Annotated in this window: 21 protein-coding genes and 1 pseudogene; 17 read left to right on the plus strand and 5 right to left on the minus strand. The window is 43.4% G+C overall.

Annotation, left to right across the window (positions count from 1 at the left end):
• Nucleotides 1-13 precede the first annotated feature (13 nt).
• The 4 genes and pseudogenes from BJN41_RS13650 (at nt 14) to BJN41_RS13665 (ending at nt 4,115) form a co-directional block, all read left to right on the plus strand.
• The gene (locus tag BJN41_RS13650; protein ID WP_070155836.1) at nt 14-784 is read left to right on the plus strand and encodes a transporter; all 771 of its coding nucleotides are present in this window, start codon (nt 14-16) and stop codon (nt 782-784) included.
• A 186-nt stretch (nt 785-970) separates the two neighbouring features.
• Nucleotides 971-2,782: a protein-disulfide reductase DsbD gene (gene dsbD / locus BJN41_RS13655; RefSeq protein WP_413772612.1), complete on the plus strand. Its 1,812-nt coding sequence runs from the start codon at nt 971-973 to the stop codon at nt 2,780-2,782.
• Nucleotides 2,779-3,456 (plus strand): glutathione S-transferase family protein, encoded by a 678-nt coding sequence (locus BJN41_RS13660; RefSeq protein WP_070155838.1) that lies wholly within the window; start codon nt 2,779-2,781, stop codon nt 3,454-3,456. The genes dsbD and BJN41_RS13660 overlap by 4 nt, the downstream gene beginning before the upstream one ends.
• Nucleotides 3,457-3,633: 177 nt before the next feature.
• Nucleotides 3,634-4,115 (plus strand): annotated as a pseudogene (locus tag BJN41_RS13665) (FMN-dependent NADH-azoreductase).
• A 106-nt stretch (nt 4,116-4,221) separates the two neighbouring features.
• On the opposite strand, the gene BJN41_RS13670 reads toward BJN41_RS13665, so the two are convergent.
• On the minus strand, nt 4,222-5,133 hold the full coding sequence (locus BJN41_RS13670; RefSeq protein WP_070155841.1) for an alpha/beta hydrolase: 912 nt from the start codon (nt 5,131-5,133) through the stop codon (nt 4,222-4,224).
• Between the two features lie 154 nt (nt 5,134-5,287).
• On the opposite strand from BJN41_RS13670, the gene BJN41_RS13675 reads away from it, so the two are divergent.
• Nucleotides 5,288-5,725 carry a DUF2147 domain-containing protein gene (locus BJN41_RS13675; RefSeq protein ID WP_004974208.1) on the plus strand — a complete coding sequence of 146 codons (438 nt, stop codon included), beginning with the start codon at nt 5,288-5,290 and terminating at the stop codon, nt 5,723-5,725.
• 95 nt (nt 5,726-5,820) lie between these two features.
• Here BJN41_RS13675 and BJN41_RS13680 read toward each other — a convergent pair whose 3' ends face one another.
• Nucleotides 5,821-6,168: a Spx/MgsR family RNA polymerase-binding regulatory protein gene (locus BJN41_RS13680; RefSeq protein ID WP_070155844.1), complete on the minus strand. Its 348-nt coding sequence runs from the start codon at nt 6,166-6,168 to the stop codon at nt 5,821-5,823.
• A 544-nt stretch (nt 6,169-6,712) separates the two neighbouring features.
• Entirely contained in the window at nt 6,713-7,531 is an 819-nt protein-coding gene (locus tag BJN41_RS13685) for an exodeoxyribonuclease III (RefSeq protein WP_070155846.1), read from the minus strand.
• A 39-nt stretch (nt 7,532-7,570) separates the two neighbouring features.
• Here BJN41_RS13685 and pyrE point away from each other — a divergent pair, with 39 nt between their 5' ends.
• Entirely contained in the window at nt 7,571-8,221 is a 651-nt protein-coding gene (pyrE, locus tag BJN41_RS13690) for an orotate phosphoribosyltransferase (protein WP_070155850.1), read from the plus strand.
• 347 nt (nt 8,222-8,568) lie between these two features.
• On the opposite strand, the gene BJN41_RS13695 is transcribed toward pyrE, so the two are convergent.
• Nucleotides 8,569-8,763, minus strand: a complete 195-nt coding sequence (locus tag BJN41_RS13695) for a DUF3565 domain-containing protein (protein WP_070155853.1) — start codon at nt 8,761-8,763, stop codon at nt 8,569-8,571.
• Between the two features lie 116 nt (nt 8,764-8,879).
• Between BJN41_RS13695 and gshB the strand changes: the two genes are divergently transcribed.
• The 8 genes from gshB (at nt 8,880) to lpxC (ending at nt 18,238) form a co-directional block, all read left to right on the plus strand.
• The gene (gene gshB / locus BJN41_RS13700) at nt 8,880-9,824 is read left to right on the plus strand and encodes a glutathione synthase (protein WP_070155930.1); all 945 of its coding nucleotides are present in this window, start codon (nt 8,880-8,882) and stop codon (nt 9,822-9,824) included.
• 318 nt (nt 9,825-10,142) lie between these two features.
• Entirely contained in the window at nt 10,143-11,246 is a 1,104-nt protein-coding gene (gene murG / locus BJN41_RS13705) for an undecaprenyldiphospho-muramoylpentapeptide beta-N-acetylglucosaminyltransferase (protein WP_070155856.1), read from the plus strand.
• Nucleotides 11,247-11,249: 3 nt separating this feature from the next.
• Nucleotides 11,250-12,698 carry a UDP-N-acetylmuramate--L-alanine ligase gene (murC, locus tag BJN41_RS13710; protein ID WP_070155860.1) on the plus strand — a complete coding sequence of 483 codons (1,449 nt, stop codon included), beginning with the start codon at nt 11,250-11,252 and terminating at the stop codon, nt 12,696-12,698.
• A gap of 56 nt (nt 12,699-12,754) precedes the next feature.
• Nucleotides 12,755-13,684: a D-alanine--D-alanine ligase gene (locus tag BJN41_RS13715; protein WP_019837077.1), complete on the plus strand. Its 930-nt coding sequence runs from the start codon at nt 12,755-12,757 to the stop codon at nt 13,682-13,684.
• Nucleotides 13,685-13,686: 2 nt separating this feature from the next.
• On the plus strand, nt 13,687-14,541 hold the full coding sequence (locus tag BJN41_RS13720) for a cell division protein FtsQ/DivIB (RefSeq protein ID WP_004974235.1): 855 nt from the start codon (nt 13,687-13,689) through the stop codon (nt 14,539-14,541).
• Nucleotides 14,542-14,607: 66 nt separating this feature from the next.
• A complete protein-coding gene (gene ftsA, locus BJN41_RS13725; RefSeq protein ID WP_070155863.1) occupies nt 14,608-15,870 on the plus strand; it encodes a cell division protein FtsA in 1,263 nt (420 codons plus the stop codon).
• A 160-nt stretch (nt 15,871-16,030) separates the two neighbouring features.
• Nucleotides 16,031-17,212, plus strand: a complete 1,182-nt coding sequence (gene ftsZ, locus BJN41_RS13730) for a cell division protein FtsZ (RefSeq protein ID WP_019837079.1) — start codon at nt 16,031-16,033, stop codon at nt 17,210-17,212.
• A gap of 123 nt (nt 17,213-17,335) precedes the next feature.
• Entirely contained in the window at nt 17,336-18,238 is a 903-nt protein-coding gene (gene lpxC, locus BJN41_RS13735; protein WP_070155866.1) for a UDP-3-O-acyl-N-acetylglucosamine deacetylase, read from the plus strand.
• Nucleotides 18,239-18,335: 97 nt separating this feature from the next.
• Here the strand turns inward: lpxC and BJN41_RS13740 are convergent, their stop codons facing one another.
• Nucleotides 18,336-18,776, minus strand: coding sequence for a hypothetical protein (locus BJN41_RS13740; RefSeq protein WP_019837081.1), 441 nt, complete (start codon nt 18,774-18,776; stop codon nt 18,336-18,338).
• A 106-nt stretch (nt 18,777-18,882) separates the two neighbouring features.
• Between BJN41_RS13740 and BJN41_RS13745 the strand changes: the two genes are divergently transcribed.
• The 3 genes from BJN41_RS13745 to BJN41_RS13755 all read left to right on the plus strand — a co-directional run bounded on the left by BJN41_RS13745 (nt 18,883) and on the right by BJN41_RS13755 (nt 24,632).
• Nucleotides 18,883-19,566, plus strand: a complete 684-nt coding sequence (locus tag BJN41_RS13745) for a M23 family metallopeptidase (RefSeq protein ID WP_019837082.1) — start codon at nt 18,883-18,885, stop codon at nt 19,564-19,566.
• A gap of 378 nt (nt 19,567-19,944) precedes the next feature.
• Nucleotides 19,945-22,647 (plus strand): pyruvate dehydrogenase (acetyl-transferring), homodimeric type, encoded by a 2,703-nt coding sequence (gene aceE, locus BJN41_RS13750; protein WP_070155869.1) that lies wholly within the window; start codon nt 19,945-19,947, stop codon nt 22,645-22,647.
• Between the two features lie 2 nt (nt 22,648-22,649).
• The gene (locus BJN41_RS13755) at nt 22,650-24,632 is read left to right on the plus strand and encodes a 2-oxo acid dehydrogenase subunit E2 (protein ID WP_070155872.1); all 1,983 of its coding nucleotides are present in this window, start codon (nt 22,650-22,652) and stop codon (nt 24,630-24,632) included.
• Nucleotides 24,633-24,691 lie beyond the last annotated feature (59 nt).

Raw genomic sequence — 24,691 nt, forward strand, 5'->3', positions numbered from 1 at the left:
CAGAGATAATAATATGTCAGCATTAAAAACAGTTAGTTTGATCGTGGCGGCAGGCATCAGCATGCAGGTGAGCGCGGCAGATTTTGAATTTGATCGTCCTGGTGCAGGAATCAGTACGGGTATTACACCTGTAGGGAAATTGGCTTGGGAACAGGCTTTGCCAAGTGCAAGTTATCAGGAAAGCAACGATGCTTTGGGTGAAAAAGTTAAAACCACTCGCCTTAATGCTGACATGCTGTTACGTACAGGTTTGGCACAAGATTTAGAGTTGCAATTGGGCTGGCAAGGTCCTGCATGGAGCAAAAGCAAAACCGCAGGTCAATCGGTTGAAGAGGATGGTTTAGGCGATGTCAGCATTGGTTTGAAACAAGCCATTGACTTAAATGACGACAAACTTTCTATGGCTGTGTTGCTGYAAGCGCTAATTGCTACAGGCAATGATGGCTTTAGCGAAGAAGATGATATTTATAGCTTGGCTACGGCAGTCAACTATCAATACAGCGAGCTGTTAAAAACAGGCATCAACATGCGTTATGATGTGCAAAATAGCGATTGGGCGATTACAGCGATTCCCAATATTCAATACCGTTTAAACGATCAATGGTCAGGTTTTTCAGAATTGGTCTATCGTAAAGCTGAAAGTCAGGATAATGAATATGGCTTAACTTCAGGTGTGATTTACGCACTGAATGACCGCACTCAGCTGGATGCCAGTGTCGGTGTAGATTTAGACGGTGCAGATAAAAGTTACCATGCAGGTTTAGGTATGGCGTTCTTGTTCTAAGCCATTTAAACCATTTAAAGCTTTAAAATACGTTGTATGTTGCAGCAGGCTAAACTCATCAAGCTTGCAGCAGATTCGTTTTCATCCTAATAAAGTTCATGCCGAGGCGAGCAGAACATGAAGCAGTCCTTATTTCAGACCTTTTGGCAAGCTGCTGTTGATCTAATGGCTGATATTTTTCGCTATATGAATAGGGGCTTATCTTGTCTGCTCGCAAGTCTACTTTTATTGTGTTCGCTAAGCCTACACGCAGAAGCACCTTTACTCCCACCCGAACAAGCCTTTCAGTTTAGCGTTGAATCGGTCAATCCCCAACAAGCCGAACTGCGCTGGAACATGCCTGAACAGTATTATTTGTATCAGCATCAATTTAAGGTTGAGCATGGACAGCAAATACTGGCTTTAGAGTTGCCTCCCGCAGAAGATATCTATGATGAAAACTATGGACACACTCAAGTTTATTATCGACAAGTCAGTTTTAAAATCCCCACGCAGGCTGCACAGCGCTATCAAGTGAGCTGGCAAGGTTGCGCGCAAGATCGACTTTGCTATCCACCACAGCGCATTGAATTTCAGACCGACAGCACGGGTTTGGTGATTTTAGACAATCAAAGTGCAGCACAAAAAAATCTGTGGGGCGGACACAGTAACCCACCCCAGAATGTGTTTTCCACAACTCAGACCAACTCCACGCTAGCATCTTCAACAAGTCCTGCAGCAGCGCAACCCATCACTGCACAAGATCAAATGTGGTCAGAAAAATTGGCACAGAGTTCGTTTGCTTATGGCTTGCTGCTGTTTTTTGGTTTAGGGGTTTTATTGGCCTTTACCCCATGCTCCTTGCCGATGTTGCCGATTTTGACTTCCTTGTTGGTGCGTGAACATAAAGGTGTCAAAGCATGGACGATTGCACTGGTCTTTGTCTGTAGCATGGCAATGGTCTATGCCATATTGGGTTTAATTGCGTCATCCGCAGGTTTGAATTTTCAGCGTTGGTTACAACAACCTGCTACCTTAATTGCTTTTAGTTTGCTGTTTGTGCTATTTGCCTTAAATCTGTTTGGATTGTTTGAAATCAAGTTGCCGCGTGCTTGGGTCAATCGACTCGATCAGGCACAATCCATGCAAAAAGGCGGTAATTTGGCAGGTGCTGCACTCATGGGCATGTTGTCGGCACTTTTGGTTGGCCCATGTATGACTGCACCACTGGCAGGGGCGTTATTGTTTATTTCACAAACCCAAAGTCAGATGCAAGGGGCATTGCTGCTATTTACGCTCGGTTTTGGCATGGGCACGCCGTTATTGTTGGCCAGTGTGCTTGGTGCAAAAGCTTTGCCACGCGCAGGTTTGTGGATGCATCAAGTCAAAGTGCTGTTTGCTTTTATTATGTTGGCATTGGCATTGTATTTTATTCGTCCTTTATTGGGTGAAGCATGGATGCAATGGCTTAGTTTGGCACTTGGACTGAGCTTTGTTGGCTATGTGCTGCATCGTTTGAGTGGCTATCATGGCGTGCTGCGGGCGATTTATCTGAGTGCGTTATTGGTGGTGGTGCCGTATCTGATTTATAGCCAATATCAACACAGTCAGCGTTTTTGGCAGCAGGAAAACGATGCCGTCTTAGAATGGCACCGAGCAACGACTGCAACAGAATTAAAACAGTTACTTGCCCAAGCTCCGAAAAATCAGCGCATGATTATAGATGTCTATGCCGATTGGTGTGTGGCGTGCCGTCCGATTGAGCAGCAGGTGTTGACATCCTCCACCGTAAAACAGGCACTTGCAGAATTTTATTTAATTAAACTCGATTTAAGCCATTACGATGCCAGTCATCAAGCCTTGTTGAATCGATTGGAAATTTTAGGGCCACCTACCTTTTTATTTTTGGATGCACAACAACAAGAAATTCGCAGCCTACGTTTAACGGGTGCATTTAACGAAAGCACTTTGTTAAATCAACTGCAGCAACTTCAAACCACACAGGAATCATCGCCATGATGCAGCTGTACATTGCCAATAAAAATTATTCGAGCTGGTCGATGCGCCCATGGTTGGTACTCAAGGCATTTGAGTTAGCCTTTGAAGAAATACAACTGAACTTTCCATGTGAACGTGGCGAGGGTGATTTTAAACAACGTGTCCTAGAAATTAACCCCAATGGTAAAGTGCCTGCCTTATTAGATCGGGGTAGATTGGTTTGGGATTCTCTCGCCATTTGCGAATACTTGGCAGAGCAATATCCTGAACAGGCACTTTGGCCACGTGATGCACAGCAACGCGCTTGGGCGCGTAGCATCAGCGCAGAAATGCACAGCGGTTTTACCGATTTACGCAGTTTATGCGGCATGAATATTCGCGCTAATTTAGCAGAGGTGGGTGCAAAGTTATGGCAAGAACATGCAGGTTTGAGGCAGGATGTGGCTCGCATTGAACAGATTTGGGCAACACGCCCAACTGTAGGTGGCTTTTTATGTGGTGAATTCAGCATTGCCGATGCCTTTTATGCCCCTGTGGTGACACGTTTTATGACTTATGCTTTGCCCGTGAGTGCAGAAAGTCAGCAGTATATGCAACTGGTGATGCAGCATCCCGCTATGCAGGCTTGGATGCAAGCAGCTTTACAAGAGCCAATGTGGGTTAATTATTTGGAACCTTATCAAAGCCAAGTCTGAATGGAGTAGTCGTGTAAATTTGGAGTAGCTATTGCATAACCAAAGTGGGTTGTGGCGCAGCGATCTTGCCAATTTTGTTCCAAAAATAAAACAGAGTGTCTTAATTCTCCAGATTATTCAATTTAGCGCAAAGATTAAAATAGCGTTATTGAATGAATAAAGAATTGAGATGCAGCCATGAAAATTTTACATATCGACTCCAGTATTTTAGGTGAAAATTCAGTTTCACGTCAGTGAAGCCAAGCGATTGTGCAACAATTGACTGCAAAAAATAGCAATGCGCAGATCGGTTATTTAGATTTAGCACAACAGTCAATTCCGCATTTAACTACCGAAATTTTAATGGGGCAGGATGCAGAACAAGCGACTTTAAGTTAAAAAATCATCCAGCAATATATTGATGCCGATGTCGTGGTGGTGGGTGCAGCCATGTATAACTTTGGTTTGACTTTAACCTTAAAAGCATGGATTGACCGCATTAGCGTGGCGGTGGGTATTGTTTATAACAACCTTGCCGACCTTCAGGAAGATTTCCTGAAAACCATTTTCAACTTTACCGGGTGAATGATGTAGAAATTATTCGCGCTGAAGGGGTGAGCATGTCGGAATTTAAAGACCAAGCCCTTGCCAATGCAATGCCAAAAAATCAGGCGATTTAACCCACTATTTCAATAAAAAAAGCTCAGTGCTTTAAGGGTACTGAGCTTTTTTAAAATAGATGGATCGGCTAAAAGGGTAGGTGAGCAAAGACTTATATGGTTGAACTTAACTTTGATCTTGTCGATGTGCAAACTCTGCCAAATCTGCGAATGCACGTTTGGCTTCTTCAAACCACGGTGAAAACATTTGAAAATTGTGCCACATACCCGTGTAGAGTTTGTAATGCACTTCTACGCCTGCCTGTTCGGCTTTTTCTTTAAAGCGTGTTGCATCGTCCAGCAAAATTTCTTTAGAACCAATTTGTACTAAAACGGGTGGCAATTCATGTAAGTCGTCAAATAATGGCGAAATTTGCGGGTCTGCCCGATCAAGTTCAGGTGGTACATAATAATCAATGCCTGTTTCCAGCGTTTCAATTGACAGCAGGGCATCATGCTTGCTGTTATAACGCAAGGATTCACTGGTGAGGGTTAAATCTAAAAATGGTGACAGCAGCATTAAGCCACTCACTTGCGGCAATTGCTCATCACGTATTTTTAAAGCTAGCGCCAACGCTAAATTTGCACCGCAAGAATCTCCTGACAAAATAATATCTTTGGCGTGTATACCTTGCGCCAACAGACTTTGATAGACATCAAACACGGCTTCCAAAGCATGTGGAAAAGGATGCTCAGGTGCAAGCGGATAATCGACATGAATCACTTGCATTTGGGTGCGTGCCGTAACTTGACTCAAAAATGCTCGATGGGTATTTAACGAACCCAGAAAAAAAGCCCCGCCATGAATATGAAAAATGAGCTGTGTTGCAGCATTCTGTGGTTTTAATTCTTCGGCATGCAGACCTGCTAAACGCAGCGCGCGTACCTGCACCGACTTTTGCATGGGAAATAAACGGCACATTTGTTCTAGTGCAAAACGTACAGAATTGGGGGGTAAATTAAATTGGCTTGGTTTGCGAATGGTGGTTTTTAAAAACTGCTCTGTAATAATTTGTTTCCACATGGGGTTAATCTTCATGATTTTTCCATCTTGTTCTTTATTTGATCGGATATTTGTGTATTTACCAACATACTTTACAAGGGTACACTAAACGGTCACATTCAAAAATTGCAAATTTGTTGTGACTTTTTAATAATAAAGTTGTCTGATAGTAGACTAGGGAAACAAAACAATGAAAAAAATTGCACTTGCATTCGGGCTGTTAGGTTTAAGCGCTTTGGCCAATGCTGCAGATCCGCTTAACGGCACAGTTTGGAAAACAATTGACGACAAAACCAAACAACCCAAAGCCACGGTAAGATTTACTGAGCAAAAAAATGGAACTTTAACCGCAAGCATTCAGTCAATTTTAACGCCTGGTGAAGAAAATGCCTGTACAAAATGTGAAGGTCCGTATCACAACAAATCACTCAAAGGTTTGACCATTGTTCGCGGTCTGAAAAACACAGGTGGCACGAGCTACGATGGTGGTTCAATCCTTGATCCTCAAACAGGTAAAACCTACAAGCTAAAAGGTAAACTTGCCGATGGTGGTAAGAAACTTGAATTGCGTGGTTTCATTGGTGTAGCGGCATTGGGTCGTAACCAAACATGGATTCGTGCAAACTAAGCATGTATTCCATCCTCTGCAATTGAAATGATATTGCACAGGATATAAAAAAACCTGCTCCTTGTGAGCAGGTTTTTTATTGGCATTTTTTGAACTTAACCCAAAGCACGATAAGCCGCTTCATCAAAACCTGCAATAAAGCCTGATTCAGTTTTTAAGACAGGACGTTTAATTAAACTGGTGTGAGTGCAAAGTGCTTCAATTAATTTGTCTTCACTTTCCAAAGCAGCTTGCTGTTCTGCCTCACTGAGTTTGCGCCAAGTGGTGCCTTTTTTATTCAGTACCACATCTTGTCCAAGTGCATCTAACCAACTTTTGACAGTGTCGGCATCAATCCCTTGCTTTTTATAATCATGAAACTCATAACTTAGCCCCAATTCATTGAGCAAATCGAAGGCTTTTTTCATTGAGTTGCAGTTTTTAATCCCATAAATTTTTAACATATTTTTTCACGTTAATATCATCAAATTGGCTATAGCCTAGCCCAAAATAACGTGAAGTGCTAGAAACCTGCAGTGAACAATGATTGGCTGTTTAAATGGTATGTGTCATCAATACGTCATATCGATGTCACCAAATTGACACTTGATCGCTCTAAAATGGGACGTATAAACAGAACAAAATAAAAAACTTGATAAGAACAGACTCAAGTGAAAATAAAAAATACAGTGAAGAACAACAGTAATAGCGCAAAATAGAAAATAAGAGGATAAAAAGAGAAAACCCGCATTTAATCATCCTGATTATGCGGGTCTCATTTTAACGTCCATTGTTACTTCCTTGAAACTAACTAAAACCAGTTAGTTTATTTTCCATCCTTCGGCTTCCAATCCTTTTGTGTCATCCTGACTGTCCCTTTGCCGTGATGCAATAATGCGCTGAATCGACTTGAAGATAAATACACAAAGTCGACAGATTATGTGCGAATTGAACCTCAGTTGAGTGAATAATTGTTCACTCATATAGACCGTGAAATTTGGTTGAATATTAAATCTTATAATCAATAATCACAGGAGCATGGTCACTAAACCATTCGTCTTTATACACCCAAGCATTGACAGTACGTGCTTTCCAGTCGGGTGAACAGGCATGATAATCAATCCGCCAACCAACGTTTTTGGCACGTGCTTGCCCACGATTTGACCACCAAGAATACAGCTCTGCTTCATGGCGTACTTCACGGAAGGTATCGACATAGCCTAAGTCATTATAAATATGATCTAACCATGCACGTTCATGTGGTAAACAGCCTGAAGACTTTTGGTTACCCGACCAGTTTTTAATATCAATACGTTTATGTACGATGTTGTAGTCACCACAGACAATGATCGATTTATTCTCTTCACGCCACTGTTTTAGAATTTTTTGATACTCTTCTAAAAAGTGATCTTTGCGCATTTGCGCTTCTTCACCTGAAGAGCCAGAAGGCAAATACAGTGAACAGATGTAAATTGGGTGATCTAGTCCTACATCAAATTCAGCACTGATAAAACGACCCTGAGAATCGGCCAATTCAAAGCCTAAACCATTTTGCACAGAAACAAAGGGCAAACKGCTATAAATGGCTGTCCCTGCGTAACCTGCGCGTTCTGCAGGGAAAAGATGCGTGTGCCAGCCTTCGGGCTTAAATTTATCGGTCCATTGGGCGTGGGTGATGCGGCTTTCCTGCATGCAAATCACGTCTGCTTCAGACTTTTCTAACCATTCGAGTAAGCCTTTGCTTACCGATGAACGCAACCCATTGACGTTAATTGAAACCACTCGAAGAATTTTTTGATCACTCGGATAGCTACTCTTTGGTATCATGCTCGGGTCTTACCTCAATGTATTAATTTGGAGCACCTCATGACATCGCCAGCTCAATTTAACCCGCAAGCTTTTATCGAACTCGCCTTATCACGTGGTGTGCTTAAATTTGGTGAGTTTACTTTAAAATCGGGTCGTGTGAGTCCTTATTTTTTTAATGCAGGTTTGTTGAATGATGGAGAGGCTTTATCGCTATTGGCTTCGGGCTATGCAGATCAACTCATGCAATGCAAACACGTAGATGTTATTTTTGGGCCTGCTTATAAAGGTATTCCATTTGTAGCAGCTACAGCAGTGGCTTTATCACAAAATCATGGCGTTAGTGTGCCGTGGGGTTTTAACCGTAAAGAAGCCAAAGACCATGGTGAAGGTGGTGTGTTAGTGGGTGCTGCAGTTGAGGGCAAAAAAGTTTGGATTATTGATGATGTGATCACTGCGGGTACCGCTATTCGTGAAGTGGTGACCATTTTGAAAAATGCAGGTGCGCAAATTGCGGGTGTATTGGTCGCTTTAGACCGTCAAGAAAAAGGTCAGGGCGATTTGTCTGCCATTCAGGAAGTACAAAAAGAGTTGGAAATTCCTGTGCATGCTTTAATTACCATGAAAGATTTAATGAATTATTTGGATGCCAAAGGTGAAAAAGAGGCCTTGGCGAAAATGGAAGCGTACCGTGTGAAGTATGGGATTTAAGTCTCATGCGCATTATTTGATGATCGTGTGAAACGTTGATCAATAATTTAGCGTGGAATGTGATAAATCTGTAAAAAACCCAGATCGGTAGGTTTGGGTTTTTGGATAATACATTGAATTGTAATGAATATTTTTTGTTTGAGAGTTGCGTGTTGTTAAGCTTATAAAATTAAATTTTAGTTTCTTTATAGATCAGCGTATATAAGAAAACAGAAGAAGCTGAACTGCTCATTTTGAAGTTAGTTTGATTAGATAGTCATAGTCAACTGGCAATTTGAACTGTAATATTACCTCCCCCTGAGCTTGATTATTCCTATTGAGGGTTCAATTAGTAGATCTAAGTGTATTCACTCAGTCTCCTCCTCACACTTCTTACACTCGAGCATCACCCCCAACTTTTCCTTGCGCCCTTGCTCTGTGATTACCCACGGGCGGTTTTGCCACGGCGGATTATGCCGCACATGCTGCCCGTGACCGCAGGCCAAATCTGCGACCCAATCATTTTCTTCATCTAAATGAAAACCAATAATTGCTTGTTGCATCGCGTACTCCCAAGTGCATGATGATTGTGGATGAAGCGTTACGAAAATTGCAGCAACACCAAAGCCAAACTCCGCTATACTTTTGCTTATTCAATTCTTCAAAAGAGCACCGAAATATGCGCGTACTTGTGGTGATGGACCCTATTGAAACAGTCAATCTCAAAAAAGATTCCACCATGGCAATGCTATGGGCTGCTTCACGTCGTGGGCATACCTTGGGCTATGCATTACAGCAAGACTTATATATTGATCAGGGCAAGGCATTTGGTCTGATTGCTCCGCTTAAAGTCTTTGAAGACTATAACCATTATTACGAATTGGGCGAAAAACACAAAGAATCCTTAGCCGATTATGATGTCATTCTCATGCGTAAAGACCCGCCTTTTGACATGAATTTCGTTTATACCACGTATATTTTAGAGCAAGCTGAACGCGAAGGCGCATGGATCATCAACAAACCGCAAAGCCTGCGTGACTGTAATGAAAAGCTGTTTGCGACCCAATTCCCAGAACTACAAGTTCCGACATTGGTTACTTCACAACAAAGCCTGATTCGTGAATTTATTCAGCAACATGGCGATGTAATTGTTAAACCGCTCGATGGTATGGGTGGCATGGGTATTTTCCGTTTGTACCAAGACGGGGTCAATATAGGCTCAACCCTTGAAATTTTGACCAATAACGGCACTCAGCCCATCATGGCGCAGCGTTATATTCCAGAAATTGTAGAGGGTGATAAACGCATCCTCATGATCAATGGCGAGCCTGTGCCGTATTGTTTGGCCCGTATTCCACAAAATGGCGAAGTGCGTGGCAACTTAGCTGCAGGTGGTTTGGGTGAAGCACGTCCATTGACTGAAAATGACAAAGTCATTGCCGCCAAAGTTGGACCATTTTTACGTGAAAAAGGCTTGATTTTTGTCGGGTTAGATGTGATTGGCAACTATGTCACTGAAATTAACGTGACCAGTCCAACGTGTATTCGTGAAATTGACGCACAGTTTGGCACATCTATTGCCGATGATTTATTTAAAGTACTTGAAGCAGGTCGTTCAAACTAAGTTTAGGCTTTAATGTTCACTGTATCAATACAAAAGCCGTTTCTATTTGAAAGCGGCTTTATTTTTAGACACGTGGAGACAAAAAACAACTTAAACACTTGCAAAAGGGTTCAAGCAAAGCATCTAAAATTGAATAAAACTTAACATTTTCCGTAGATTAATAATAAAACTAGTTTAAACTTGAAAATCTGTAGAAAAAAACAATCAAGCACTTGGTGAAAAAAAGTAAATAACCTTTCAAGCCCATGCGTTTGTGATTACAATTGATAGCTTATACAAGATTTTTATTTGCCTTATTTTGAGTTGAAGAATTAAACCGTGACTGATGCACAGCAACAACAGCCGAAACATGTCATGATGATGGCCGCAGGTACAGGTGGACATGTTTTTCCCGCTTTAGCCGTCGCAAAACAATTACAGCAACAAGGGATTCAAGTGTCATGGTTGGCGACCCCAACGGGCATGGAAAATCGTCTGCTTAAAAATCACAATATCCCGATTTACCAAATTAATATTCAAGGTGTGCGTGGCAACGGTTTGATCCGTAAACTGGCTGCACCATTTAAAATTTTAGGTGCAACATTAAGCGCCATGCGTTACATGAAGCAATTAAAAGTTGATGCAGTTGCAGGTTTTGGTGGTTATGTAGCAGGACCAGGTGGCTTGGCAGCACGCGCTTTGGGTGTTCCTGTGCTGATTCATGAACAAAATGCAGTCGCGGGTTTTACTAACACTCAATTGTCACGGGTAGCTAAAACTGTGTGTCAGGCTTTCCCAAATACCTTTCCAAACAGTAACAAAATTGTCACCACAGGCAACCCTGTTCGTGAAGAAATCACTGCGACCTTAAGCCCTGCATGGCGCTATCAGGAACGTGAAAAAGCAGGCTTGCCAATTCGTATTTTAATTGTGGGTGGTTCGCTTGGTGCACAAGCCTTAAATGAATGTGTACCTGAAGCGTTAAAGCAACTGAATGTTGCTTTAGATGTCTATCATCAATGTGGGCAAAACCATGCCGATGCGACGCAGGCACGTTATGCACACAAGCCTGACCATTTACAGGTTGAGGTACAGCCTTTTATTGAAGATATGGCCAAAGCCTATAGTGATGCCGATTTAATCATTTGTCGTGCGGGCGCGCTCACGGTAACCGAGGTCGCGACTGCAGGTGTTGCAGCAGTATTTGTGCCACTGCCTAGTGCGGTGGATGATCACCAAACTGCCAATGCCAAATTTTTAGCCGATTTGGGTGCAGCAAAAATCTGTCCGCAAGCCAGTATGACCCCCGAAAGTTTAACAACATTATTAACCCCGTTAATGAATCGTCAATTGTTGTCTGAAATGGCGGTCAAAGCCCGTCAGCAGGCACAGCCAGATGCAACTCAGCACGTGGTTCGTCTTATTCAAGCATTGTTCGAGTAAAATATGTCTCCATCTACACCCGCTGATCAAGCGAAAAAATTAATCAAAGTGCCTGAAATGCGCCGTATCAAACACATTCATTTTGTGGGTATTGGTGGCGCGGGGATGTGTGGTATTGCCGAAGTCTTGAAAAACCAGGGTTATAAAGTATCGGGTTCAGACATCAAAGCCTCAAAAACCACAGCGCAATTAGAAGAAAACGGCATCAAGGTTTATATTGGGCATGCGGCAGATCATATTAAAGGCGCAAATGTGTTGGTGGTGTCTACTGCAATTGACCCAGAAAACCCAGAAATTAAAGCAGCAATTGACACCCGTATTCCTGTGGTGCGTCGTGCTGAAATGCTGGGCGAGTTGATGCGTTATCGTCATGGTATTGCAGTGGCGGGTACGCATGGTAAAACCACCACCACCAGTTTAATTACCTGTATGTTGGCCGAAGAAAATATGGATCCAACTTATGTGATTGGTGGCTTGCTAAACCGTACTGGTGTCAATGCAGCATTGGGTGCGAGCCGTTATATCGTGGCAGAAGCCGATGAATCTGATGCATCGTTTTTATTCCTAGAGCCCATGGCGGCTGTGGTGACCAATATTGATGCCGACCATATGGACACCTATGGTGGTAGTTTCGATATTTTAAAAGATACCTTCATTCAATTCTTGCACAAACTGCCATTCTATGGCTTAGCTGTCGTGTGTGGTGATGATGCCAATATCCGTGAAATTATGCCACGTATCGGGCGTCCTGTATTGACCTATGGTTTTAACGAAGACAACGATATTCGTGCCATTGATGTCGATCAAGACGGTATGCGCACACACTTTACCGTATTGCGTAAAGACCGCGAACCGTTACGCGTGACGGTGAATCAACCTGGTCTGCACAACGTATTAAATGCTTTGGCTGCAATTGGAATTGCCACCGATGAAGGTGTTTCTGATGGTGCAATTTGCCGTGCTTTAGAAGGCTTTAGCGGTGTTGGTCGTCGTTTCCAAGTACAAGGTGAGTTTGCGGTAGCAGACGGCAATGTGAAATTGGTAGATGACTACGGACATCACCCGAAAGAAGTGGAAGCCACTATTAAAGCTGCGCGTCAAAGTCATCCTGATCGCCGTTTGGTGATGTTGTTCCAACCACACCGTTTTAGTCGTACTCGTGACTGTTTTGATGACTTTGTTGAGGTGTTGTCACAAGTCGATCAATTGCTATTGCTCGATGTTTATCCTGCGGGCGAAAAACCAATTGTTGGTGCAGATAGTCGTACTTTAGCGCGCAGTATTCGTTTGCGTGGTCAGGTTGAGCCAATTTTGGTCGATCCAAACGATGGCAACTTACCGAATATTGTGAAACAAGTGTTACAGGCTAATGACTTGTTATTGACCCAAGGTGCAGGTAATGTGGGGGCGATTTCAATCGAACTTGCACAAAACCATTTGTATTTAAAATAATCACAACCTGTGATGTTTGAATTTGATCGACCAGTTTAAAGTTTAAGGATATAAACGTGTCAAATGCTTCAAAGTTCGGCAAAGTTGCCGTGTTATTGGGTGGAAAATCWGCTGAGCGTGAGGTTTCTCTAGACAGCGGTCAAGCAGTACTCGAAGCACTGCTACGTTCAGGGGTCAATGCAGAAGCATTTGATCCACAAACACGTAGTGTGACCGAATTGGTCAATTATGATCGTGCCTTTATTGTATTACACGGGCGTGGTGGTGAAGATGGTCAAATTCAAGGTGTCTTGGAATGGTTGAATATTCCATACACCGGTACGGGCGTGCAAGGTTCAGCCATTGGCATGGACAAAGTGAAGACCAAGCAAATTTGGCAAGGTTCGGACTTGCCAACTGCGCCATATCGTATTGTCAGCAAAGATTCCAATATTGAAGATGTGGTTGCTGAATTGGGCTTGCCACTCATCATCAAGCCTGTGCATGAGGGTTCAAGTATTGGCATGAGCAAAGTCGAAAAAGTTGAAGACTTTGCTAATGCTGTGGCGAAAGCAACTGCACATGACGCCATTGTTATGGCTGAAAAATGGATTACAGGGCGTGAATTTACCATCGTACTACTCAACGGTCAGGCTTTACCGATTATTCGTTTAGAACCCCCGAAAGATGTAGCGTTCTATGATTATGAAGCCAAATATCAGCGTAACGATGTGCAATACGGTATTCCGTGTGGTTTAAACGCTGCCGAAGAGCAACAGTTACAAGCTTTGGCATTGCGTGCCTTCCAAGCGGTGGGTGCAAGTGGTTGGGGGCGTATTGATGCCATGCAAGATGAAAAGGGTAATTTCTGGTTACTCGAAGTGAATACCGTACCGGGAATGACCAGCCATTCTTTAGTTCCGAAAGCGGCAAATGCAGTCGGCTATAGTTTTGATGAGCTGTGTGTGGCAATTTTGGCACAAACCCTCACAGGTGAAGCACACTAAATATGGCTCAACTTCCTGCATCCTTGCGCCGTAAACGGGCAGCGATTACCTCGATTCATGACAAACCGCCAACAGCCAAAGAAAAGCTGATCCATTTTGGCGGTTGGGTAATGCTTTGCGTTGCAGTGCTCGTGCTGGCAGTGGGTGCGTATGGGCTATATAAAGTCATGACCGACGCACAAATTGCCAAGCTAGATGTAGTGGGTACACGTTCAGATGCGGAACATCGTCAAGTGATGACGCATGTGAACCCTGTGATGACTAAGAACTATTTCACCTCTGACCTAGAGCAAATCCGCGATACTGCTTTGGAGTTGTCTTGGGTAGATCGAGTGGTGGTTTCACGCGCGTGGCCGAATGCCATTCGTGTGCGGGTCATGCCGCGTCATCCAATTGCCCGTTGGGGTACAGGTCGTTTGCTCAGTGACAGCGGTGAGGTCTTTACCGAAGTCACGCCACAAAATAATCAACATTTACCGTTATTACACGGACCAACGCATCAATCTAAAATGATGATGCGTCGTTATAATGAAATTAATCAATTATTCTTGCCCGTCAACGATCGTTTAAAAGAACTATATTTAACAGAACGTATGACGTGGTTTATGCAGTTTGATTCAGGTCTACGTGTTATTGTAGATAAAGATCAAACCATGAGTAAGCTACAGCGCTTGGGACATCTTGCACAAAGTGATTTGAAACCTGTATGGTCTAAAATCTCCGCCATCGATTTGCGTTATCGCAATGGTTTAGCCATTCAATGGAAAAACTCAATTCCGCCAAAAATTGCAAATGGTCACTTTGTTGTAACGATAGATGACACAAGCATTGCAGAGGGAATAAGAGCAAAGCCATAATATTGGGCTTTAAAAAATAGAGGCATTAAGCCATAAATTAAACATACTGGTAATGGTAGTGAATAAATGAGTGAAGCTGTTCCCTCGGTTGTTGCGATTGACATCGGGACGCACAAAGTTTCAGTTTTGATTGCTAAGGTCCATGCGCCAGACAATATCCAAGTCATTGGTATGGCCACCGCACGTAATCGAGGCATGAGTAAAGGAAAAATTGTCAGTCTCGATAAAGTGATTACTGCAATTAAAAATGCCGTGCAAGAAGCGGAAGATATGGCAGAATGCCGTGTGCATTCGGCATGGATTTCTATTCCTAGTGCAGAGCTAAAAAGCTTTTATGCTTCAGGTCGCACACCTATTGAAAGTAGTGATCACACCATTACCACCAGTGAAGTGGTACGCGCGTTGGACTTGGCCAAAGCCAGTCACCTCACCTCAGACCATTATTTGGTGAGCGCTGTACCACTCGGTTTCGATTTAGATGATTCGGGTGAGTGGGTACAAAACCCAATTCGTATGTCGGCACATAGCATGACAGGGCATTATCAATTGATGATGTTACCTATTAGCACCATGCAGAATTTAGACCGCGCTTTAAAAGGTGCCAATATTGGTGTCGAAAAAATGGTGGTGTCAAATTTAGCCACTGCAGAAGCCAGTCTACTTAAAGATGAAAAAGAATACGGTGTGTGTTTGGTAGATATTGGCGCAGGCACGACTAGTATTGCGGTTTATTTAGATGGGCGTTTGGCCTTAGCACACACTTTGCAACGTGGTGGTGAGCATGTCACCCGCGATATTGCAGCGGTGTTACAAACCACAACTGAAGAAGCAGAACGAATTAAGCTATTGTATGGCTGTGTAGATATGAAAGTGGTCAAACCTGATCACATGATTCAAATTCAAGGCATTGATGGACCACAAACCATTAGCCGCATTGAACTGGCGGAAATTATTATTGCGCGTTATGAAGAAATTTTCGCACAAATTCGTCAGGAACTTGAAAAAAACGGTGCCATTCATGGTTTATATCATGGTGTGGTTTTGGCGGGCGATGCCTCACAAATTGAAGGTATGATCAGCTTGGTACGTCGTATGTTAGGTGTTTCGGCGCACTTGGGGAATCATCCTTCACAAGTTTATGCCGATGAACCGCATCAGGCTGCTTTACGCCGTTCACAATATGCAACGGCCTCAGGCCTATTGCTTTATAGTCAAAACTATACTCAAGACACAATTGTAGAACATGAAGACCCTGAAACCTTATCGGTTTGGGGGCGTGTCGGACGGGCATGGTCAGGCTTGAACGAAAAGCTAAAATCTATTTTTTAGTTGAGTTTTTTGGGGAATATTGTTAGGAAGTTGTAAGGATCATCGCTGGTACTTGACAAGCCAGAAGTTGAACAGCATTCTTAAAAATAATTTTTATGAAGATCAAGGCAGTATACGGGCTTAAGTGACTGCCAATAACGTATTAGGAAATCTAAAGGTCATGGCCTCATTTGAATTTATAGATGATCAAACCGATAGCAACGGTCAAGCCCGTTTCACTGTGTTTGGTGTGGGTGGTGCAGGCGGTAACGCTGTGCAGCACATGCTTGAGTCAGATATTCAGGGTGTAAAATTTGTTTGTGCTAATACGGACAAACAAGCACTCGATCGCATGAATTCGCAATTCAAAATCCAGCTAGGTGAACAAAGCACACGTGGTTTAGGCGCGGGCGGCGATCCTCAAGTGGGTCAAACTGCAGCAGAAGAAAGCCGCGAGCTAATTTGTCAGCAACTTGAAGGTACAGACATGGTGTTTGTGACTGCAGGGATGGGTGGTGGCACAGGTACAGGTGCTGCGCCAGTAGTTGCTGAAATTGCCAAAGAAATGGGTATTTTGACCGTAGGTGTGGTGACTACGCCATTTAACTTTGAAGGTAAGCGTCGCTTACTTTCTGCGGAAAAAGGAATTGCGGCATTAGAGCAGCATGTAGACTCTTTAATCATTATTCCAAACCAGCGTTTAATGAAAGTTTACCGCGATATTTCAATGAAAGATGCGTATAAAAAAGCAGATGACGTTTTGTTGAACGGTGTACGCAGTATTTTTGATTTGGTGGTGCGTCCGGGTCACATCAACCTTGACTTTGCTGACTTGAAAACGGCAATGAGCACGCGCGGTTATGCAATGATGGGTGTTGGTTCAGGGCGTGGTGAAAACCGTGCGCGTCAAGCGGCTGAACAAGCCATTCGCAGCCCATTGCTCGATAGCGTGACTATTGCAAATGCAAAAGGCTTGTTGATTAACGTCACGGGTGGAGATGATGTGACCTTCGGTGAAATTGATGAGATTATGGAGGTAATTCATCAACTTTCAGATACTGAACAAACCCAAGTATTCTATGGTACGGTATTTGACCCTGAAGCGCGTGACGAAATCAGTGTAACGGTTATTGCTACAGGTTTGGCGCGTAACACAGGCGACACACCAGAGCCTGCGAAACGCACTGTGACACAAACCGCTTCTGCAGCACCAACAGCGGCAGTGGAAGAAGACGATGTTCCTGCAATTCAGCGTCAACAAGCAGAAACTGCACCTGCAATTAGTGCGACAACCACATCAGGCTCTGCGCGCCCAACGCCGATGAGTATTCAAGACTATTTGAAAAATCAGCAGCGTAAATAAGCCAAGAGGCTCAATTTCATCGTGTGATCGGGAAAAGGCAGTTTTAAACTGCCTTTTTTGTTTTTTATCAATGGCTGAATATGCTAACGTATAACGGTTTTAAAATTTAGATGAATTGAGAACATGCTGAAACAACGTACCCTACAACGTGTCGTCAAAGCGAGCGGTATTGGTCTGCACAGTGGTCAAAAAGTATTGATCAACTTTGTGCCGCATCATGCTGATGGGGGAATTGTGTTTCGTCGTATCGATTTAAATCCACCTGTTGATATTCCAGCCGATGCCATGCTGATTCAAGAAGCATTTATGTGCTCGAATTTGGTTCAGGATGATGCCAAAGTTGGCACCATCGAGCATATCATGAGTGCCATAGCAGGTTTGGGCATTGATAACTTGATTATTGAGGTGTCTGCTTCTGAAGTGCCTATTATGGACGGCAGTGCAGGGCCTTTTATTTATTTGTTGATGCAGGGCGGTTTAAAAGAACAGGAGGCTCCTAAAAAGTTCATCAAAATTTTAAAACCTGTAGCAGCATTAATTGATGATAAGCGCGCGGTGTTCAGTCCGCATGAAGGTTTTCAGCTCAATTTTACTATCGACTTTGATCATCCTGCCTTTAACAAAGAATTTCAGTCTGCCACTATCGACTTTTCTACAGAAACCTTTGTCTATGAAGTTAGTGGCGCACGTACTTTTGGCTTTATGAAAGATTTAGACTATTTAAAGGCCAATAATTTGGCTTTGGGTGCAAGTTTAGAGAATGCGATTGGGGTAGATGATACAGGCGTGGTCAATGAAGAAGGTTTACGCTTCTCGGACGAGTTTGTACGGCATAAAATTTTAGATGCTGTGGGGGATTTGTACTTACTTGGACATCAAATTATTGCCAAGTTCGATGGTTATAAGTCAGGACATGCCTTAAATAATCAGTTATTACGTAATGTTCAAGACGATCCTAGTAGCTATGAAATTGTAACATTTGATGACATAAATTCTTGCCCGATCGCTTATGTGCATGTGACATAAGTCATTGTCTTTTCTCACTACGTTATAATGTAACAATAATAAAGTGTGCATTTCGTCACAAATTTGAGTGCGAGTATTTGGAGTTTTCTGCAAACAATTATTTTTTATTGCTTGCCAAACGTAACAAAGCTTGGCTAAGCTTAGGGTCGCTCACAAAGTCAGCAGCACCTCGTAACATATCTTGAGTTTCTGGACTAAGTGTTTTTAAAGGCTTTTCACCCTTTTTGGGTGTTTGAGATTCAACTCTTAATCGAACCTGAATTTTTTGTAAGTCTTTAAGTTCATGCAGTTGTGACAGTTGAGTAATGTATTGCTTTTGCAAATAGCCAAGTTGGCTTACCATCGCTTGATTCGCTCCAGTAATGGTTAAGACACCTTGTTGATAACAAACCACCTGCCATTGCTCTGGTTGCGGCAGTAAAGGTTGAATAAGTTTGCCAAGTTTCTGCCATGCAGCAACTTGGGTTGAGAGAAACGTTAGGTTTCCTGTTTTTATGTGTTTTCTTGTTTGTTGAAAGAGATTCACAGGTTCGGACATACATCATTCCTTCATGTTTATGCCCTAATCTTATGCGCTCCTTTCAGTAGATATCAAGGAAGAGATCACAAGGAACTTCAAGTAAGAACAGTTAAGAGGTTTTTTTATGCATTCGCGCCGTATTTTATTAGCGTTTTCACTGGCAGCTTCAGCAGCATCTGTCGCATTTGCTGATTTAGTTGAGTTAGATTCTCAAAATTCATCGACTGATCGTATTGAGCAATTAACCCGTACCTTGTCACAAGGTTCTTATACAGAAACACAAGACATTGACATTCCTGCACAAACGCAGATGACCGTTAAGCTTCGTGAAAAGACCACAGAATTAAATAACGCCTCTTTAGCCAAAAAATACGGTACCAATACCAGCACTCGTTTTGCTTCTTCAAATCCTTATTCGTGGTTAGTGTCACATCCTTTACCGAATGCACGTATTAGCTCGAACTATGGCGGTCGTGTGATGAGTGGTCGCGCTGAAAACCATTCAGGCTTAGACCTTGCTGCACCAAGCGGTACACCAATTTATGCGACTGGCCCAGGTATTGTGACCAAGTCAGGCTGGGGCACAGGTTATGGTCAATATGTAGAAATTAACCACGGTAATGGTTATATCACGCGCTACGCACACGCTTCACGTTTAATTGCACGTGTAGGTGACCGCGTTGAAGCAGGCGAACATATTGCTAACGTGGGTTGTACAGGTCGTTGTACAGGTCCACACTTACATTATGAAGTAGTGAAAGACGGTCAACGTAAGAACCCTTCAACCTATTTAGCAATGTTGCCGTAATGCTTTGGCTAGAAAATCATGCTCTAGCCACATTCACTGTAAACGACGCACTATAAATTAAAACATGAAATTAAAGCGGCAAAGGTCGCTTTTCTTTATACTCAGGTTTGGACTTTTTTATAATATAACCATCAAAATCCAGTCAAGCTTTTCAGACTTCAACTTATCACTTAAAAAAATAATAACACGCAGTTTCTGCTTTATTGTATAAAAAACCGCCTAAATTGGCGGTTTTTTTGTTATTTGCTGTAAGAATGTGTCAATCACTATTTATTTTCTAAATAGTATGTAGGATACGCATTTAAGATTAGCCATATCTACTAAAGTTTAAATTATGATACATATAATGCATATGATTAGGCTTAGGAATAGTGAATTATGGCGTTTTACGGTGATACGGACTCACAAGAAACCCAAGAATGGCAAGATGCCTTTGATGCTGTGTTACAACATATGGGTACTGAACGGGCAGCATTTTTACTCGAAAAACTGTACCAACGTGCAATCGCAAAGCATGTACCCATTCAGCGATTAAATACTCCCTATCTCAATACTATTTCAGTGGAAGAACAACCTGCTATGCCTGGTGATCCAGATATCGAGCGCCGTATTCGGGCCTTGATTCGCTGGAATGCATTGGCAATGGTGTTACGTGCCAATAAAACAGGTGATGATTTAGGTGGTCACCTTGCAAGTTTCGCATCTTCAGCAACATTGTATGATGTTGGTTTTAACCATTTCTTCCGTGCCAACAGCGATCACTTTGGTGGTGACATGATCTACTATCAGGGTCATTGTGCACCAGGTATTTATGCTCGTTCATTTTTAGAAGGGCGTTTAACCGAAGATCAATTGAATAATTTCCGCCGCGAAGTGGGCGGTAACGGTTTACCTAGCTATCCACATCCTTATTTAATGCCTGACTATTGGCAGTTCCCAACAGTATCGATGGGTCTAGGTCCAATCATGTCCATTTATCAGGCGCATATTCAAAAATATTTAATGAACCGTGGTTTGATTAAAGAAGAAGACCGTAAAGTCTGGGCATTTCTAGGCGATGGTGAAATGGATGAGCCAGAAAGTCTGGGGGCGATTTCACTGGCAGGTCGTGAAAAGCTAGATAACCTGATTTGGGTGGTCAACTGTAACTTACAGCGTTTAGATGGGCCTGTACGTGGTAACGGTAAAATCATTCAAGAACTCGAGTCGTTATTCCGTGGCGCAGGTTGGCGCGTGATTAAAGTGGTTTGGGGGCGTCATTGGGATGCTTTATTGGACAAAGACGATACAGGTGCATTAAGAGCCATCATGGAAGAAGCGGTGGATGGTGATTATCAGCGTTTACAAGTGAAAGGCGGTGCATACGCTCGTGAGAAATTCTTTGGTAAATATCCTGAAGCCAAAGAATTGATCAAAGATTTAAGCGATGAAGATATTGATAACCTGAACCGTGGTGGTCACGATCCGTATAAAGTGTTTGCGGCGTATGCTGAAGCATGTAAGGCCAAAGGTCAGCCAACGGTGATTTTAGCCAAAACTGTCAAAGGCTATGGTTTGTCGGATGAAATTGAAGCGGTGAACAAAACCCACCAAATCAAAAAAATGCAGTTGGATTCTTTAAAATATGTGCGTGACCGCTTTAACTTKCCATTTAGTGATGAGCAACTTGAAGAAGTGCCATTCTATCGTCCAAGTGAAAATTCGCCTGAATTAAAATATATGAAAGCGCGTCGTGAAGCCTTGGGTGGTTATTTGCCTGCGCGCCGTAAAGACAGCGAAACTTTACAAATTCCTGAATTATCAGTTTTTGATTCAGTCTTGGCGGGTTCAGGTGGRAAAGAACAATCGACCACTATGGTGATGGTGCGTTTGATATCAGCCTTGCTCAAAGAAAAAGCCATTAAAGATCGTGTGGTACCTATTGTACCTGATGAAGCACGTACTTTTGGTTTAGAAGGCATGTTCCGTCAATTGGGTATTTATGCCGCACATGGGCAAAAATACACTCCTGAAGACCAAGAACAGTTGATGCATTATCGTGAAGCCAAAGACGGTCACATGCTGCAAGAAGGTATTAATGAAGCCGGTGCAATGAGTGCTTGGGCAGCTTTGGGTACCAGTTATTCGACCAATAACTTGCCTATGATTCCAATGTATATGTATTACTCCATGTTTGGTTTCCAGCGTATTGGCGATATTGCATGGGCAGCAGGTGATGCGCAGGCGCAAGGTTTCTTGTTGGGGGCCACTGCAGGACGTACCACACTCAATGGTGAAGGCTTGCAACACCAAGATGGTCACTCACATATTTTAGCCAATACCATTCCAAACTGTGTGTCCTATGATCCATGTTTTGGTTATGAGCTTGCCGTGATTGTACATGATGGTTTACAGCGCATGTATGTCAATCAGGAGCGCGTATTCTATTACCTCACTCTCATGAATGAAAACTATGAGCATCCTGAAATGCCGCAAGGTGTTGAAGAAGGCATTAAGCGCGGTATGTATTTACTACAGGAAGATGAAAAAGCCACGGTTCAATTGTTGGGTTCAGGTGTAATTCTACGTGAAGTGATTAAAGCGTCGAAAATCTTGCGTGAAGAGTACCAAATTCACTCGAATGTCTACAGTGTGACCAGTTTTAACGAATTGGCGCGTGATGGTATGGCGTGTGAAGAGTACAACCGTTTGCATCCTTTGGCTCAAGAAAGCAAAGAGCCTTGGATTTCACAACAGTTACGTGGCAAAGATGGCATTGTAGTGTCTGCAACCGATCACATGCGCGTCTATAGCGAGCAAATTCGAGCATACTTGCCAGACAATCGACCATTTGTTGCTTTGGGTACCGATGGTTATGGTCGTTCTGATACCCGTGGTAATTTGCGTAGCTACTTTGGGGTCGATGCTGCACACATTGTGGTAGCAACCTTGAAAAAACTGGCTGATGAAGGCGAAGTCGATGCACGCTTAGTCAAAGATGCAATTTCGACATTTGAGTTAGATACCGATCGTCCTGTCGCGTGGGCGCCGCAAGCGGTTCCTGAAGTACAAGCGGTTGCTGACTACAAAGAGGAGCACTGATCATGCAAATTCAAACGCCTGATATTGGTGTCGATAAAGCGACTGTTGCAGATATTCTTGTTAAAGTTGGCGACACGATTGCAGTTGATGACAGCATTGTTCTGTTGGAATCAGACAAAGCTTCTGTTGAAGTACCAAGCACCGCTGCAGGAGTAGTGAAAAGCATTTTGGTACAACAAGGCGATGAAGTGACTGAAGGTGCAGTGCTGATTGAGTTAGAAACAGATGCTCAAACCGCAGCTGCTACAGAAGTTGCTGCACCGCAAGCCGAAGTAGATGCTGCACCGAAGGAAGATGCCGAAGCGTCGATCGCTGCAGCGCCAAGTTCAGCGACATCAAACACTGCACAAGAAGTAGATGTGCAAGTACCTGACATTGGCGTGGAAAAAGCCGTTGTTGGGGAAATTCTAGTGCAAGTCGGCGATGCGATTGATGTTGATCAAAGCATTATTGTGGTGGAGTCGGACAAAGCCACAGTAGAAGTGCCTAGTACGGTGTCGGGTACAGTCACTGCCATCCAAATCAATAAGGGTGATACCGTAAAAGAAGGTGTGGTGATTCTGAAAGTGAAAACTGCCACATCTGGCGCAGTCACACAGGTGGAAACACCTCAATCAGCACCAGTAGAAGCGGCTGCTGCAACAGTGAGCGCAGCAACTGCATCGGCACCACAAACCGCAGCATCAACTCAGGTTGAAGTGGCTGTACCTGATTTAGGGGTCGATAAAGCCACAGTGGCAGAAATTTTGGTACAAGTGGGCGATAGAGTTGCAGTGGACCAAAGTTTAATTGTGGTGGAGTCAGACAAAGCCACGGTTGAAGTGCCAAGTACTACCGCAGGTGTGATTCAAGCCATCCACGTGGAATTAGGGCAAAGTGTTGCGCAGGGCAATGCCTTAGTGACGATAGTGACTGCAGATGCAGCTGCATCAACCGCAGTTTCTGCAGCCCAAGTTGCCTCTGCACCAAGTGCATCGCCAGCAGTCAGCGCTGAATCTACAGCAAAAACCACGACAGTTGCAGCAAATGCGCATACGAATGTAGACAAACTGAGCAAGGCACAACATGAAGCCAATGCAAAAGTGTATGCAGGTCCTGCTGTGCGTAAACTGGCACGTGAGTTAGGTGTTGTTTTAGCCGATGTAAAGGCTACTGGCCCACATGCTCGTGTACTCAAAGAAGACTTGAAGGCTTATGTCAAAGCACGTCTTACTGCGCCGCAGACTGCTTCTGTCGCTGCCGCCACGCAGCAAGTTACAGGTTTGCCAAAGCTGCCTGACTTTAGTGCATTTGGTGGTGTGGAAGAAAAAAGTTTGACCCGTTTACAGCAAGTGTCAATTCCGCAATTGTCCCTGAACAATTACATCCCACAAGTTACGCAATTTGATTTGGCCGATATTACCGAGCTCGAAGCATGGCGCGGTGAATTGAAAGCCAACTTCAAAAAAGAAGGTGTCAGCCTGACCATTTTGGCGTTCATTGCCAAAGCTGTAGCGCATTTGCTGAAAGATGAGCCGTATTTCGCTGCGCATTTGGCAGACGATCAAAAGTCTGTGCTGCTGCGTAAAGAAATCCACATGGGCATAGCCGTAGCAACCCCTGATGGTTTAACCGTGCCTGTGCTACGCAATCCAGATCAGAAATCGATTAAACAAATTGCGATTGAACTGGGCGAGCTCAGCCAAAAAGCACGTGATAAAAAGTTATCGCCTAAGGATCTACAAGGTGCAAACTTTACCATCACCAGTTTAGGTTCGATTGGCGGTACGGCATTTACTCCATTAGTGAATTGGCCGCAGGTTGCAATTTTGGGTATTTCACCAGCGACCATGCAGCCTGTTTGGAATGGTGAAGGTTTTGATCCGCGTTTGATGTTGCCGTTGTCATTGTCGTATGACCATCGGGTAATTAATGGCGCAGATGCAGCACGTTTTACCCACAAATTGACCCAATTGTTGGCAGATATTCGTAGCTTGCTGCTCTAAATTCAGCAAAGCTTTATAAAACCCTGCTGCAGCAGGGTTTTTTTGTCAGTGCTGTTATT

This window comes from Acinetobacter towneri, assembly GCF_001758345.1.
GTDB lineage: Bacteria > Pseudomonadota > Gammaproteobacteria > Pseudomonadales > Moraxellaceae > Acinetobacter > Acinetobacter towneri_A.

Coding starts and splice junctions, on each gene's coding strand:
- pyrE (WP_070155850.1), top strand. CDS start 7,571: ATGACATCGCCAGCTCAATTTAACCCGCAAGCTTTTATCGAACTCGCC.
- BJN41_RS13680 (WP_070155844.1), bottom strand. CDS start 6,168: ATGTTAAAAATTTATGGGATTAAAAACTGCAACTCAATGAAAAAAGCC.
- murC (WP_070155860.1), top strand. CDS start 11,250: ATGTCTCCATCTACACCCGCTGATCAAGCGAAAAAATTAATCAAAGTG.
- BJN41_RS13740 (WP_019837081.1), bottom strand. CDS start 18,776: ATGTCCGAACCTGTGAATCTCTTTCAACAAACAAGAAAACACATAAAA.
- ftsA (WP_070155863.1), top strand. CDS start 14,608: ATGAGTGAAGCTGTTCCCTCGGTTGTTGCGATTGACATCGGGACGCAC.
- lpxC (WP_070155866.1), top strand. CDS start 17,336: ATGCTGAAACAACGTACCCTACAACGTGTCGTCAAAGCGAGCGGTATT.
- BJN41_RS13695 (WP_070155853.1), bottom strand. CDS start 8,763: ATGCAACAAGCAATTATTGGTTTTCATTTAGATGAAGAAAATGATTGG.
- dsbD (WP_413772612.1), top strand. CDS start 971: ATGAATAGGGGCTTATCTTGTCTGCTCGCAAGTCTACTTTTATTGTGT.
- gshB (WP_070155930.1), top strand. CDS start 8,880: ATGCGCGTACTTGTGGTGATGGACCCTATTGAAACAGTCAATCTCAAA.
- ftsZ (WP_019837079.1), top strand. CDS start 16,031: ATGGCCTCATTTGAATTTATAGATGATCAAACCGATAGCAACGGTCAA.
- BJN41_RS13660 (WP_070155838.1), top strand. CDS start 2,779: ATGATGCAGCTGTACATTGCCAATAAAAATTATTCGAGCTGGTCGATG.
- BJN41_RS13755 (WP_070155872.1), top strand. CDS start 22,650: ATGCAAATTCAAACGCCTGATATTGGTGTCGATAAAGCGACTGTTGCA.
- BJN41_RS13745 (WP_019837082.1), top strand. CDS start 18,883: ATGCATTCGCGCCGTATTTTATTAGCGTTTTCACTGGCAGCTTCAGCA.
- BJN41_RS13720 (WP_004974235.1), top strand. CDS start 13,687: ATGGCTCAACTTCCTGCATCCTTGCGCCGTAAACGGGCAGCGATTACC.
- BJN41_RS13675 (WP_004974208.1), top strand. CDS start 5,288: ATGAAAAAAATTGCACTTGCATTCGGGCTGTTAGGTTTAAGCGCTTTG.
- BJN41_RS13670 (WP_070155841.1), bottom strand. CDS start 5,133: ATGAAGATTAACCCCATGTGGAAACAAATTATTACAGAGCAGTTTTTA.